Genomic DNA, 14,615 nt, shown 5'->3' on the forward strand with positions numbered 1-14,615 from the left:
GTGCTCTATGACACGCAGAAGGCAAAGTCAGTTGATGTCGGCCCGCCTGAAAACCAGGGTTCCTAGAGCGCAGCAGAGGGCAGTCCAAGCCGCCATGATCAGACCAGCCTGCCACCATGTGGGCCACCATCCGCCGCCTGCCTCTGTCGCCCGGTTCAGGCCTGAAAGAAAAGTGCCCAGAAGGCTGGCCGGCATCAGCCTCAGGAGGATCTGCAGTCCTGCGGCATGAGCGCCCGGACCCCACAGCAATCCCAGAATCAGTGGCAGGATCAAGGTCAGCCCCAGAACCAAGCTGATCCCGCCGACCTTGGATCGGCTCAAGGCTCCAAGACCCAGGCCCATCAAAGCGAAAAGGGCCAGCATGAGCGGGCCGCCCAGCAGATCAATCAGGACAAGCCCGGACTTGTCAGCAGGCAAGGGGCCAGATCTACCTGATGGAAGCAGGGTCTCAAGGATCCAGCTGAACAGCAGGCCCACCTGCGCCGCCAACCAGATCAGCAAGGCCAAGGCAAGACCCTTAGCCATCAGAACCATGCCTCGACGAGGATTGGCCATCAGCGTGCTCTCAATGGCGGCATCCGAAAACTCACGTGTAACGGCCAAAACACCCAGAATCCCGGCAACGATCATGCCCGGGAACAGACCTGAAGCGCCAGCCAGCCAATTCACGGCCATGGGTGTATGCAGGAGGTTGGCCAGTAGGCAGCCAGACCCCCGGTCGAGTCCAACCATGCCTCGAGCCGACCTGACGGCCAGGATGGTGCTCAACGGCTGCAAGAGCATGACGATCAGAAGCAGAACCCAGGTCGAGCGCTGGAAGCGCATCTTGCGCAGCTCCGCCCGGACCGCTCCAGAAAGTGTCAGCCGATTGGACTGACGGCACGCACCCAGAAAGGTCGAACATGGAGTCTGACGCAGCCAGACAAAGGCGGAACCATGCCGTGGGATCGCGTCATCAGGGTTCGCAGCTATGTTTCGCCTACTGCGGCGGGCTCGACGATCGCCGTCGGCACTCATAGCCTTGCCTCCGGCCTGCGCTGCAGCTCTCCCCTTCCTCCATGGACGACATCCTTATAAGCCTGTTCCAAGGAGATCTGCTCCTGCTGGAATTCATAGAGCACCACTCCCTCCTGGGCCAGGATAGAGGCCGTTGAGGCCAGAGGCGCGCCCTGGATGCGGAAGCGGGCGGCATCGGGCGGGCAATTCTCGTCTGGCGGCAGGCGGGTGATGCGTATTCCGGCAGCTGTTGCCAGAGCGGCTTTCAATTGGTCGGGCTGCGGCGTCACTGCATAGATGGACTCATGGGAGTGCTCGCCAATGAACCGGGCCACGGTCGTCCTCTCCAAGATCCGTCCTCTGGCAATGATGACCAAATCGTCGGCAATTCGAGCCATTTCACTCATCATATGGGAACTTAGGAGAACGGCCCTGCCTTGCGAGGCAAAGCTGCGGCAGAGGTCTTTCACTAGTTTGATTCCTGCAGAATCCAGGCTCTTAAGCGGCTCATCCAGAACCAGGTTATGCGGATCGCCTAGTAGCGCTGCGGCGATGGCCAGCCGCCTGCCCATCTCAAGAGAAAGGGAGCCCGTGCGTCTGTCGGTGACCGATTGCAGACCGACCATATCCAAAACCTGACCCACCCGTTGACGATCCAAGCCGTTGGTCGCTGCCAGGGCCAGCAGATAATCCTTGACCCTGCAGAAAGAGTGGGCGCTATGTGGGTTCAGCACTGCGCCCGCCGTACGCATGGGCGATGCGAGCCGAACGAAGGGCTGGCCGTCGAACAGGACCCTGCCTGCATCAGGGCGCACCAGTCCCAGAGCGATGCGGAGAGCGGTCGACTTACCGGCGCCTTTAGGCCCCAGCAACCCCGTCACCTGGCCGTCCTCGGCCGTGAAGGAGACGTGGCTCAGCGCCTTGCGGGACCCGAAGCGCTTGGTCAGTGAGTCGATGACGATCATGGCTGAGTTCCCTGGCCTGACCGACCCGCCACCCCGGCATGCTGACAGATCCAGGAATGCATGGCCACGGCGGCGGCAGCCCCGGCGTTGATGGAACGCACGGACCCGAACTGGGAGATGTAGACCACATCGTCGGCCAGCTCCAAGGCCTTCTCGGACAGGCCCGGCCCCTCAGCGCCGAACATGAGCAGGCACCGACGAGGGAAGCTATAGGTCTCCATGGGAACAGCCCCGGGGACGTTGTCAATAGCGATCATACGGGGCATGGATTCCCCCTGCCTGGCTGCCTCTTCCTGCAGTGTGACCGCCATGGTTGCTATGTCGGGATCATGTACCACGTGCTGGTAGAGCTCGGTCATCAGCGAGCCCTTGCGATTCCATTTGTGAGGACCCACTATATGGACGCGACGGACAGCAAAGGCGTTGGCCGTTCGGACCATGGAGCCGATGTTGAAGTCGTGGGTCCAGTTCTCCACAGCCACCTCAAGATCATGACGGCCCCGGCGATCCAGGTCGTTCCGAATGGCCTCGACCTTCCAGTAGCGATACCTGTCCAGGACGTTGCGGCGATCCCCCTGATCCAGCAGTTCAGGGTCATAGCGCGAATCCATTGGCAATGGCCTGTCGGGGTGTTCCTGGTTCCAGGGGCCAACCCCCACCTGCCGGAAGATCGGCTCATCTGACGCCATGGCCGCTCGGGTCACTGGATCGGGCTCCCTCATGAACGCTCCGAGGAACCTTCGGCCGCTTCGGCGAATTGATCCTCTTGGTAGGCGTAGATGAAAGGCAGCCGCCGCCGGGATCCGTCCACCGGATCGACCACCTGAATGCTGCCGTCAGTCCGGCCTCCCACCAATGAAGCGATGGCCAGCGTCTTCGCTCCCTGACGCTGGATGATCCCGCAGTCAAGATTGAGCTCGTTGTCCTTGTCCAAGGTGACCAGGGATGAGGTCTGCACATAGGATTTCCGGCCCAGCCAGGCGTCCAGCAGGATGACACGTCTGCCCTTGATGGACGGGCCTTTGATGGAGGGGTAGACGAAGTCCATAACGAAAGCGTCCAGATCCTGCCCACGCGAGGCTGCAGCATGAAGCATGGCATCGGCCAGTGGCACAGCAGCGGCGGTCAAGGCTCCAACTGCATCGAAGTCGTCGACTGAATAGCCGGCATCTTCCAGGGTGTCCAGAAGAACATGCCCGGCCAGTTCGGCCCCACGGTGATGGAAAGTGACCCCGCTCAGCTCAGTGAAGGGACGCCCGCCAATCTCCTCGGCCAGGAGTTCACGCAACTGGTCAACCGGCCCAGGCAGCTCCGTGTCCGATTCACGCCCGACCAGACCAGGCGACCCCGTGGGCCTGAAGGATGAACCCTCTTGTCTCTTCGTTGCCTCGTTCATGCTTATCAGATTAGCGCCGGAGGCCCCTAAGCGGCGCTCACTGCTCCTGGTCGGGCAGGACCTCCGGGGCGGTCAGCTCTTTGATGTTGCCCCTGTCCGAATCGATCACGCCGACCGATTCGATCACCTTGGAGGGGTCCATCTGCTGCAGCTTGCGGGCGGTGACCAGTACTCGCGACTCCAGGGAGGAGGCAAACCTGTTGTAGGCGGTAACCGTGGCAGTGATGGAGCGGCCTAGCTTGTTGGCCCGCTCGCCCAGAACCACAAAGCGGTCATAGAGCTCATGGGTAAGCGTAAAGAGAGTGCGGGCATCCTCGGACAGGTTCTGCTGTTGCCAGGCGTAGGCCACCGACTTGAGCACTGCCCAAAGGGTCACGGGCGAGGTCAGGGCCACTTTCTGCGCAAAGGCATCGTCCATCAGCGTGGGGTCCACCTCCAGGGCGGCCTGCAGAAGGGAGTCGTTGGGAATGAAAGCCACCACGAAATCTGGAGCCGTTTCGAAGGCGTTCCAGTACTCCTTGTCAGCTAGGACCTTGACGTGCTCGCGCAGGGCCCGGGCATGTGCCTGGAGCAGCTCGTCCCGGCGGCGCAGCTCGTCATCCGAGGCTGTGTCAGGGATCTCGCAGGCCCGCTGGTAGTCGGAATAGGGGGCCTTGGCATCAATGGGAATAGTTTTGCCGCCGGGCAAGTGGACTACCATATCGGGACGCAGGACGCGACCGTCCGAGGCTGTGACCACCACCTGGGTATCAAAGTCCACATGCTCCATAAGCCCTGCCGACTCGACGATATTCCTGAGCTGGGCTTCGCCCCAGGCGCCGCGCACCTTGTTGTTGCGCAGGGCCGAAGCCAGGGAGCTGGTCTCCTTGTCCAGCCGCCCCTGCTGCTCGCCCAGACTCTTGAGCTGCTGTCCCAGGGAGCCCATCTCCTGTTTGCGGCCCTCCTCGATCTGGGCCACCTTGTGTTGGAGGGCGTCCAGGTTCTTCTGCACGGGGGCCAGCGCCGAGAGCACCTTGCTCTCCTCCTCAAGGTTCTGAGCCTGCCTGCGTCGCTTCTCCTCTTCCTGAGCCTGAGCACGGCGACGCTCCTGCTCGATCCTGATCTGCTCGGCCTGCTGGGACTGGGCCAGCTGGGACTTGACAAAGGAGAGCTCGCGGTTCAGGCCATCCACCTTGGTCCGCGCCTCCACCAGAGCCGCCTCGGATCCGCGAAGCCGGTCCTGGGCCTGATCCAACTGCGAGCGCAGCTCATCCACTTGAACATCAGACCCCATGCTGACGGCCCTGCGGCCCTGGGCACGCCCCAGCACATATCCGGCTAACCCTCCCAGGACCATACCGATCAGCAGAAGAAGCACCACCATGACCACTGACGACGTAGAATCGAACATATGTTCTAGTTAACCCCGAGCGCTGGACCCGGAAGCCGGGTCGTTACGGCAGGCTGTCGACGATAATTCGAGAATTCGTTTTTTCCGCAAGGAATCGGCCTTAAGACCGGCGTCGGGCCGCAATGCAGGGCAGAATAGGGAACATCGAGGGGTTGTAGCAAGACCGAAGGAGATCCGTGGGTATCGATATCTTCCTGGCGATAGCCGATCTGGTCGTGGCCTGTGCGGTCACCTGGCTGATCCTCTGGTACTTCCTTATGCCGTCGGCTCATGTCAGCGGTCAGGGTGCAGGCGCAGGCTTTGCCGCGAACTTTCCTTGGCGCGATCCCGAGAATTGGGGCCAATGGGGGGCCGATCTGGACTCCCGCAGCCACCGCCTGATCAGGCCGACCATCGTCAGCGCCCTGCTGACTGCGCCTGTGCTGGCTCTGGATCTGTTCGATCGTTTCGGACCCGACATGATCCCTTCATGGCTGGCCAGCCCTTGGGTGCAGGCTATTCTGATAACCCCAGTCATCTTCTACTGCGGCCGCGAAATACTCATGGACGGATGGAAGGCCATGACCGAGCATCGCTGCACCCCTGACCTCCTGGCCATGCTGGCCACCAGTCTGGCCTACCTGTATAGCCTGGCCACATGCTTGGCCGGATCTCTGTTGCCGGAGGGCTCACGGTCCCCGTACTTTGATCTGATCGGCGTGGTCATCACCCTCCTGCTGCTGGCCAGAGTCATGAGTACCAGAATAGAAGCCTCCCTGGTGGCATCCTTGAACCATCTGATGCAGATCCAACCAGCTTCAGGCCTGGTGGCTGATCCCAAGCACCCGCAGACAGTTCCTGACCAGGTCCTTGAACGTGATCGAATCCGCCCAGGCGATCTGCTCCTGGTGCGCACAGGCGAGCGTCCAGCCGCTGATGGGGTTGTGGAGTCGGGGTCGGCCCTGGTTGACGAAAGCGAGCTGACCGGCGGCGACCGCCCCAGGGCATGCGGACCTGGCGACCGAATTCTGGCCTCAAGCAAGATTCTGGAAGGGCGACTGTCCATCCGTGTGGACGCCGCAGGCGACAACACCTATGCAGCCAAGCTCGTGAAGATCATCCCCCGGGCCCTGGTCGAGCGCTCCCCCGGCATGCGCAGGATGGACCGGATTGTCCACACCGCCATCGCCCTGATCATGATCCTGGCTGTCTGGACCTTCATGCTCTGGCTTATGCTGGGGCCGCAGCCCCATCTGGCCCACGCTGTAGGCAATGCCGTCTGCGTACTGACCATCGCCTGCCCCGCCGTCGCATCCATGACCATCCCCATGGCTTTCCGGACCAGCTTGGAGACAGGTCTGGCCCACGGTCTGCTCTTCACCTCGCCACGAGCCATGAACCACCTGGGCCAAGTACGCACGCTGATTCTGGACGATTCATCCCTACTTGATCCCAGCAACCCGGAAGACCAGGGAGTCCACGCGGAATCGCTCACTCGGGCCGCGACCCATCTGCGCTCCTTGCGGGTGGGCAGTCTGATCCTGGACGGAAGTCCCCAACCGGACGACAGGATTGAGCGGGCAGCACGTCAAGCGGGCGTAGATATGCTGATTACCCGGCTGACCCCCGAGCGCAAGCGCGAGTGCCTGGACCGGCTCAATCACGACCTGACCCGAACCAGCAGGGGCGTTCCGGCGGATCCAGCCGGTCAAGACGCCGCCTCCTCTGGGCGGCAGAGCCAGACCAGGCTGGTGGCCCTGGCAACTGCAGCAGCCGCTGATCATGAGCTGACAGCCAAAGCCCGGGTAAGCATCGCTTTAGGGCCCCAAGTTCAAACTGGCGCAGACGGCACAGACCTGCTGCAACCGGATCTTATTCTGCACCAGGGCGACTTGGACGGAACGGGCAGGGCCATCGAGCTGAGCCGAGCCACCGCCCAGGTCATCAGACAGAACCTGGTCTGGTCCACTGTCTACAACCTCGTCACCCTGGTCCTTGCCACTGGAATCTGCCAACCCCTCCTGGGCTGGATGCTCAACCCTATGATCGCAGCAGTAGCGGGGGCCATGTCCACCATCCTGGCCATGCTCAACGTTCGTCGCCTGCATCGGCTGCGACACCTGCGCCGCCGCTGGCTGCACCTGGCCCTGGTTGACACTGACCAGCTTCCGACGGTGGCGGCACGACGCCCCCAAGTCATTGTCGACAGCCAGTGGGAGTCCATGCAAGAGGGCAGAGATCCGGCGACCGCTATGGACTGAATCCACAGAGAACAGTCTGCGGCACAGAAAGGGGTCGGCACCCGGGGATGATCCCGGCGCCGACCCCAATTCATGAGTCATGAATGCTGATTGCAGCCTGGCCTCAGTGAGACTGGCCCTGGCCTTGATCATCGCCACGCGCGGCATGACGGCCTCGATCATCATCACGTCCGCCATCGCTTTGATCGCCAGCAGCCTGCTCGGCGTCACCTGTTTCGGCGTCACCATCAGCAGTCACACCGTCGACCGTGACCGAGTCGTCTACCAGATTCTCGGTAGGCCAGGCAGTCAGCTCCAGGTGGTCGCCTCCGGTCTGGTCCACCAAGACCGTATCGCCGTCGTGGACCTTGCCAGCCAGCAGCATCCTGGCCAGCTGATCGCCCACCTCGGTCTGCACCAGCCGACGCAAGGGTCGGGCACCGAATGCCGGATCGTAGCCCATGTTGGCCAACCACTCCCTCGCGGAGTCGGTGACGTCCAGGGTGATGCGCCGATCGGTCAGCCGCTGGGCCACCTGACGGACCTGAATGTCCACAATGGAACCCAGCTCGTCGCGGGTCAGGGGGTGGAAGATGACCAGATCATCCAGACGGTTGATGAACTCGGGCTTGAAGTTGGCCTGCACGGCATCCATGACGGCCTTGCGCTTGCCCTCCTCGTCCAGGTCGTCCCGGACCAGGAACTGCGAGCCCAGGTTGGAGGTCATGATCAGGATGGTGTTCTTGAAGTCCACCGTCCTGCCCTGACCGTCAGTCAGCCTGCCGTCGTCCAGGACCTGCAGAAGCAGGTCAAAGACCTCTGGGTTGGCCTTCTCCACCTCGTCAAAGAGGACCACCGAGTATGGCCGCCGACGCACAGCTTCGGTCAGCTGGCCGCCCTCCTCATAGCCGACATAGCCGGGGGCAGCGCCGATCAGCCGTGAGACCGAAGCCTTCTCCATGTACTCTGACATGTCGATGCGGACCATAGCCTTCTCGTCATCGAAGAGGAAGTCAGCCAGAGCCTTGGCCAGCTCTGTCTTGCCCACTCCGGTGGGACCCAGGAACATGAAGGATCCAGTGGGCCGGTCGGGATCGGCGATACCGGCACGCGAGCGCCGGACCGCGTCGGATACCGCATGGATGGCCTCCTGCTGGCCGACCACCCGCTTGCCCAGGTAGTCCTCCATATGCAGAAGCTTCTCGTTTTCGCCCTCCATGAGTCGTCCCACAGGGATGCCGGTCCAGTCAGCAACAATCTCTGCCACGGAATCCGCATCCACATGATCAGGGACCATGGGCTCCTGTGCGGGGCCTCCAGCGATGTCAGCTCCCTCGGGACCTGCTTCATTGGCGGCATTCTTAGCCTGCTCGGCGGCATTCTCCGCTTGGGCCAGCTGCTTGCGAATGCCAGGGATCTCTCCGTAGAGAATGCGGGAAGCCTTCTCCAGGTCGCCCTCACGGGTGGCCTTGTCGGCCTCGACCCGCTTGGCATCCAGCTGAGCGCGCAGGTCGCCGACCTTGTTGTGGCCAGCCTTCTCGTTCTCCCAACGGGCCTTGAGGCCGCCCAGCTTCTCGCGGGAATCCGCCAGCTCGGCCTGCAGCTTGCTCAGACGGTCCTTGGAGGCAGGGTCATCAGCTTTCTTCAGCTGCATCTCCTCCATCTCCAGACGGGTGACGCGGCGTTGAAGCTCGTCAATCTCCTCAGGCTGGGAGTCCAGCTCCATCCGCAGATGGGCAGCGGCCTCGTCAACCAGGTCAATGGCCTTATCGGGCAGCTGGCGACCAGAGATGTACCGGTTGGACAGCGTAGCTGCCGCCACCAGGGCGTCATCCCCGATGGTCACCTTGTGGTGAGCCTCGTAACGCTGCTTGAGACCACGCAGGATGGCCACGGTATCCTCCACGGAGGGCTCGCCCACGAAGACCTGCTGGAAGCGGCGCTCCAGAGCCGGATCCTTCTCGATGTTCTCCCGATATTCGTCCAAGGTGGTGGCGCCGATCAGACGCAGTTCTCCTCTGGCCAGCATGGGTTTAAGCATGTTGCCCGCGTCCATGGACCCTTCGACGGCACCCGCCCCGACGATGGTGTGGATCTCATCGATGAAGGTGATGACCTGACCGTTGGCGCTCTTGATCTCATTGAGAACGGCCTTGAGACGCTCCTCGAATTCGCCACGGTATTTGCTGCCAGCCACCATAGAGCTCAGATCGAGGGAGATCAGTCTCTTCCCCTGCAGGGTGGTGGGCACGTCGCCGGCCACGATACGCTCAGCCAGGCCCTCGACCACGGCCGTCTTGCCCACGCCGGGCTCGCCGATAAGGACCGGGTTGTTCTTGGTCCGCCGGGACAGGATCTGCATGACACGGCGAATCTCCTGGTCCCTGCCGATGACCGGGTCCAGCTTGCCCTCCTTGGCCTGTGCAGTCAGATCGGTGGAGTACTTCTCCAGAGCCTTATAGGTGCCCTCGGCATCTGGGCTGGTCACCTTGGCACCGCCGCGCACTTGTGGCACGGCCTTGCGCAGGGTATCGGCCTGCAGACCGCTTCGGTTCAGAATATCGGCAGCCTGCGAGGGACCTTGGGCGATGGCGATGAGCAGGTGCTCGGTGGAGACGTACTCGTCACCCATGGCCTGCATTTCCTTCTCCGCCTGGGCAAGGGCCATGCTGAGCTGACGGCTGGCCTGGGGCTGCGAGGCCGTGGAACCACTGGCCGACGGAAGGGCCACCAAGGCCTGACGGACCTCGGCTCCGACCCGCTGGCTGTCGCCGCCGGCCGCCTGGATCAGTCCAGGAACCACGCCGGACTGCTGACGCAGCAGCGAGTCCAGCAGATGGAGCACATCCACCTGGGGGTTGCCAGCCGCCGAGGCCGACTGGATAGCATCGCCTATGGCCTGCTGAGCCATGGTGGTGAAGTTTTCGTTCATAGAGCATCCTCCAACATTCTTCGGCGGGGCCAGCCGAGCCAGTCGGATAGTCCCCGTCACGGGTTCATCTGTCTTCTACAACAGCGAAAGAAGGATGCCTATTCCCAAACTTGAGTCCAATAGGCTCAAGTTTTTTAAGTTCCGTGTTTCTACCGCTTGCTATTCGTCGATGACCACATTGCGCAGGTACCCAATCCCCTCCACGCAGACCGTGGCCTCATCACGGTTTTTCAGCGAACCAGAGGCGTGCGGGGTCCCGGTCATGATGACGTCGCCGGGCAGCAGGGTGGCGAAGCTGGAGATGAAAGCGATCTGTTCAGGAATGGAGTGGATCAGGTTAGCGGTGGTGCCGCTGGCTTCGGGAACCTCTTCCCCATTGAGCTTGAAGGAGATCCTCGCATCTCGATAATCCAGGTCGGTCTCGATCCAAGGCCCGAGAGGGCAGGCGGTGTCAAAGCCCTTGCAACGGGTCCACATAGGATCGTCCTTCTGCAGGTCACGCAGGGTCACGTCATTGACGCAGGTGTAGCCCAGCACATAGTCCATGGCCTTGTTGGCGCTCACCTTCCGAGCCATCCTGCCCATGACGACGGCTACCTCTGGCTCATAGTTCATGTCTTTGCTGTACGAGGGCTTGACGATGGGATCGTCAGGGCCGATAACCGAGGTGGAGGGCTTCATGAAGAGCATGAGCTTCTCTGGAGGCTCCGGATTCGAGGACTGGCCGCGCTCGGCCATGTAGGCGGCATGAGCACGGTAGTTCTTGGCCGCCCCGTAGATCTTGGAAGGAATGACCGGGGCCAGAAGCCGCACATCCTCGTCGTCCAAGGGGTAGCGCTGGCCGGTGGGCTCGACCTGCTGGCCGGTCAGGGGGTAGCCGCTCAACTCGACCAGATAGTCCTTGCCGTCCTGCTTGTCAGTTTGAACAAAGGCGTATCGTGGGGTGTCCTTGTAGGAAAAGCGTGCGATTCTCATAGGGCACAGTCTAGCCCCAGGCGGGGCCTCCTGACAGGTTCAGGCTCCGAAACAGACAGCGGCCGGTCAGATAAAAGCCCGTGGGCCGAAGATGGCTGTGCCTACACGGACCTCGGTCGATCCCTCTGCCACCGCATAATCCATGTCTCCGGTCATGCCCATGGACAGCATAGTGCAGGCGTCGGTGCCCGGCTCCCCCGAATCCCTGATGCGATCGCGCAGGCCGCGCAAATGTGCGAATCCGCTTCTGATGACCGCCTCATCATCCACATGTGCGCCGACGGTCATCAGCCCCTTAAGCTGGATCCCCTCCATAGCGGCCAGCTCGTATGCCAGATCCAGAGCCTGATCGGGGGTGCATCCCGACTTGGCCTGCTCGCCGGACTCGTTGACCTCGAGGAGTATGCCCGCAGTTGTGCCCGCAGCCAGTGCCCGCGTGGCCAGCTTTCGAGCCAGCGAGGGCCCGTCGACTGACTCGACCGTGTCGACATATGGCAGGATCTTATTGATCTTGTTGGATTGGAGCTGCCCGATAAGATGGAAGCCCACGCTGGATGAATCACTGTCTGCAGCGTCAGCGCCAAGAGCCAGCCCCCTCTGCCGACAGAGCTCCAGCAATCCCTGGGCCTTGGCAGTGACCTCCTGGGGGCGGTTCTCGCCGATTCGACGCACCCCGGCATCAATGGCTGCCATGATCTCGCCTACATCGCGGGTCTTAGTGGCCGCCAGCAGCATCACCGAGCCTTCTTCTCGGCCGACGGAGTCCTCAGCTTTGGCGATCCTTTCAGCCACACGCTTGACCCCTTCCGCAATCTGCCTGGCTCGCTCCTGGCTGATCTGCCGATTGCCCAGATCCTTGTGGTCCATATAGGCGACCATGACCCGCTACCTCCTTAGAAATCCGGAAGCCTTGACTGAGGCCATGGTAGCCAGTGGCTCATACTGGAATTCACTCGAATCTCGGGCATCAAACAGCAAGACTGATGAACCGGAATCCATGAGTCACCTTACAAGGTCACGAATATTGCTCTTCAGCAGTCGCTCAACAAGAATTCCCGCAAGCCTGAAAGTCATCAGGCAAGCACTTTCGGCAAATCATCAGCGCAGCTCAGGGCCGGAGAACTCAAAGATTCGGCTTTGCGCCAGAAACGTTCAGCTTGCTCAGATCCAGCATTCGATCCTTGCGGTCAGCAGCCAGTGTGTTCCACGTGAAACCATCCAGCAGCTCCTGCGCACTCGCAGGTCTGGGCTGATCCAGGAGTCCCAGGAGCCATCCACAGACCCCCAGCACCTGCCTGGCTGACCAGCCGTCTTTTCTGAGCGAGCCCAGGTCCGGCGATCCGAAACGCTTGGACATCCTCCTGCCGTCCACGCCATCGATCAGCGGCAAATGAGCGTACTGAACACGAGGAGCCTGCGGCTGAAGATGATTCCTGATCCACATCTGAATGGCTGTGGACCTCAGCAGGTCTCTTCCCCGCACAATCTGATTGACACCCATGGCCAGGTCATCCACCGTCACCGCCAGCTGGTAGGAAACCAAGCCGTCCGCGCGCCGAACAACAACATCGCCGACCTGCTTGGGCAAGTTGAAGGACTGCAACCCGAAGACCAGATCGTCGAAGCGACAGACTGCATCCGACTCATCGGGCTGATCCGGGACTGCAATCCGGAGGCTGTGCCTCCGCCCCTGGGTCAGCCTTTCACCGACTACCTGACGGGAAAGTCCTCGGCAGGTGCCTGGGTAGACAATGAACCCGTCGCCTTCATTAGGCGCCGATGCCGCGCGGATGTCTGCACGGGAGCAGAAGCAGGGGTAAATCAAAGGCTGCCTGTCGATCAATTGCTGCGATTCCAGCTGCTGCAATGCCTTGCCGTAAGCATCGGCGCGCTGGGACTGGTAGACCACCTCGCCATCCCAATCCAATCCCAGCCATGCCAGGTCATCCATGATCCAGCGATCGGCATCCTTGACCACACGCGGCGTATCTATGTCTTCGATTCGAAGCCGCAGAACCCCGTCAGACCCTTGCGACCTGACACCCAGCCAGGCCGCCAGGCATGCATAGATATTGCCTAGATGCATCCGCCCAGTCGGCGAAGGCGCCAACCTTCCTACGACCTTGGTCTGGTCTGTCCGGTCCGCTCTCGGCTCTCCCATTTGCATACCGACATGCTTGCATACCACCCGGTCATCGGGAAACCATCAGTCGGTCACACTATTGCATGCCTCTGGATGGCCACAAAGCAAATGATCAGAAGCTGTCGAGCAGGCGGTCAATCTCCTCGAAGTGCTTGACCTCAGGCCGCCATACCGGCTTGCCGCGGACGATGACCAGCTTGGGATCAGCCAGCGTGCGCACATCCTCAGCGGGGTCCTTGTCCAGAACGATCAAATCCGCATCTTTGCCCGTGTCAACAGAGCCTGTGATATTGTCGAAGCCCAGGTTTCGCGCATTGACCTGGGTAGCGGCGTGGAAGGCCTGCGCCGGGGTGAAGTCGGCATACCGCACCAGATAGTCAAGCTCTCGCCAGGTACCGTACTGGGGCACGAAGGTCATGCCTGTGTCGGTTCCTACACCAACGGCAATGCCATGCTCATGAGCCTGCTTGGCGCTCTTGATCATGCCGTCGACGACCAGCTCGGAATTGCCGCGAACTATATCGCTGATCCCCAGCTCTTGCTGACTGATCTTGACCAGAGGCAGTCCGGCGGACAGGGTGGGGTCCAGAGCAGAGAAGCCACGAAGCGAGCGCGGATTGTCAAGGAAGAGCCCGATCATCTCGTCATCAAGAGCACTGCCATGCTCGATGGTGTCCACGCCAGCCTTGAGAGCGGCCTTGACCCCCTCTGGGCTCTGGGCATGCGCCGCAACCAGCACGCCAAACTCATGGGCCTCATCGCAGACTGCAGCCATTTCCTCCTCAGTCATCTGCGGGCTGCCGGCCTCGCCAAGCTTGGTGGCGTCGGTGACGCCACCTGTTGCGGCCACCTTGATGGCATTGACCCCATGGTCCAGATTCTCCCTGGTCCGGCGCCTGGCCTCTTCGGGGGAGGAACAGGACAGAGCAATGAAAGGATCGCCGTGCCCTCCGGGAATCGCCAGGAGAGGGCCGGCAGCCAGCATGCGTGGACCAGTCAGCTCATCAGCATCAATCCGGTCGCGCAGACGAACAGCCTCATAGCCCACATCGCCCAGGGTACGAATGGTCGTGACGCCCGAGTTCAACAGCGTAGAAACGTTGCCTTTGATCCTGGCGTCCATGAGGACTCTGCCGGCAGGGCTGTGCACCACCTTCAAGCCGGCACTGACCACACGCGGAGACAGGTCGGTTCCCCCAGACAGCGGCTTGCCGTCAGCAAAGAGATGGGTATGCGCATTGATAAGCCCAGGCGCCACAAACTTGCCCGTAGCGTTGACCCGGCGGTATCCGGAAGGCACATAGGCCAGCGGCGTGGGACAGACCTGCTCTATCCGGCCATCCGTGGACACGAGAACAGACATATCCTTCTGAACCGTGCCTTGTTCATCCCCAGTCGCGATATTGGCATGCTCCAGCACAAACGGTTCGCGCTTCGTCCTGCCTAGAAGACGCCCCATGGTCGTACCTGCCTTCCCATCTCCGATGCACTCTGCGAGGAATCAAGCGTATATTCTCAATACTATCCACTGCAGGACGAACCATTCAAGCATGACAAGCCTGACGCACAAGCAAAGGATGCCATTCCAGAAGCAGCCCG

The 14,615-nt window shown here is 61.5% G+C and carries 11 protein-coding genes; 1 reads left to right on the plus strand and 10 read right to left on the minus strand.

What is annotated here, in order from left to right; translation table 11 throughout:
* Positions 1-27 precede the first annotated feature (27 nt).
* From ACUIAD_RS01610 to rmuC, 5 genes are read right to left on the minus strand one after another with little or no spacing between them, the layout of a single operon-like run.
* On the minus strand, positions 28-1,017 hold the full coding sequence (locus ACUIAD_RS01610) for an ABC transporter permease subunit (protein ID WP_445343459.1): 990 nt from the start codon (positions 1,015-1,017) through the stop codon (positions 28-30).
* Complete coding sequence (locus ACUIAD_RS01615) at positions 1,014-1,961, minus strand: ATP-binding cassette domain-containing protein (protein ID WP_445343460.1); 948 nt, start codon at positions 1,959-1,961, stop codon at positions 1,014-1,016. Before ACUIAD_RS01615 ends, ACUIAD_RS01610 begins: the two co-directional genes overlap by 4 nt.
* Positions 1,958-2,683, minus strand: coding sequence for a TrmH family RNA methyltransferase (locus tag ACUIAD_RS01620; protein ID WP_110452712.1), 726 nt, complete (start codon positions 2,681-2,683; stop codon positions 1,958-1,960). The genes ACUIAD_RS01615 and ACUIAD_RS01620 overlap by 4 nt, the downstream gene beginning before the upstream one ends.
* Positions 2,680-3,357 (minus strand): orotate phosphoribosyltransferase, encoded by a 678-nt coding sequence (locus ACUIAD_RS01625; RefSeq protein WP_258333189.1) that lies wholly within the window; start codon positions 3,355-3,357, stop codon positions 2,680-2,682. The genes ACUIAD_RS01620 and ACUIAD_RS01625 overlap by 4 nt, the downstream gene beginning before the upstream one ends.
* A 37-nt stretch (positions 3,358-3,394) precedes the next feature.
* Entirely contained in the window at positions 3,395-4,747 is a 1,353-nt protein-coding gene (rmuC, locus tag ACUIAD_RS01630) for a DNA recombination protein RmuC (RefSeq protein WP_445343461.1), read from the minus strand.
* A gap of 176 nt (positions 4,748-4,923) precedes the next feature.
* On the opposite strand from rmuC, the gene ACUIAD_RS01635 reads away from it, so the two are divergent.
* On the plus strand, positions 4,924-6,987 hold the full coding sequence (locus ACUIAD_RS01635; protein WP_445343462.1) for a P-type ATPase: 2,064 nt from the start codon (positions 4,924-4,926) through the stop codon (positions 6,985-6,987).
* 103 nt (positions 6,988-7,090) lie between these two features.
* On the opposite strand, the gene clpB is transcribed toward ACUIAD_RS01635, so the two are convergent.
* The 5 genes from clpB to ACUIAD_RS01660 all read right to left on the minus strand — a co-directional run bounded on the left by clpB (position 7,091) and on the right by ACUIAD_RS01660 (position 14,475).
* Positions 7,091-9,898 (minus strand): ATP-dependent chaperone ClpB, encoded by a 2,808-nt coding sequence (gene clpB / locus ACUIAD_RS01640; protein WP_110452715.1) that lies wholly within the window; start codon positions 9,896-9,898, stop codon positions 7,091-7,093.
* Positions 9,899-10,057: 159 nt separating this feature from the next.
* Complete coding sequence (locus ACUIAD_RS01645) at positions 10,058-10,873, minus strand: fumarylacetoacetate hydrolase family protein (protein ID WP_445343463.1); 816 nt, start codon at positions 10,871-10,873, stop codon at positions 10,058-10,060.
* Between the two features lie 66 nt (positions 10,874-10,939).
* Positions 10,940-11,752 (minus strand): YggS family pyridoxal phosphate-dependent enzyme, encoded by an 813-nt coding sequence (locus ACUIAD_RS01650; protein ID WP_110452717.1) that lies wholly within the window; start codon positions 11,750-11,752, stop codon positions 10,940-10,942.
* A gap of 244 nt (positions 11,753-11,996) precedes the next feature.
* The gene (gluQRS, locus tag ACUIAD_RS01655) at positions 11,997-13,040 is read right to left on the minus strand and encodes a tRNA glutamyl-Q(34) synthetase GluQRS (protein ID WP_258333190.1); all 1,044 of its coding nucleotides are present in this window, start codon (positions 13,038-13,040) and stop codon (positions 11,997-11,999) included.
* A gap of 88 nt (positions 13,041-13,128) precedes the next feature.
* The gene (locus tag ACUIAD_RS01660) at positions 13,129-14,475 is read right to left on the minus strand and encodes a metal-dependent hydrolase family protein (RefSeq protein ID WP_110452718.1); all 1,347 of its coding nucleotides are present in this window, start codon (positions 14,473-14,475) and stop codon (positions 13,129-13,131) included.
* Positions 14,476-14,615 lie beyond the last annotated feature (140 nt).

It is taken from the genome of Bifidobacterium sp. ESL0819 (assembly GCF_052606245.1).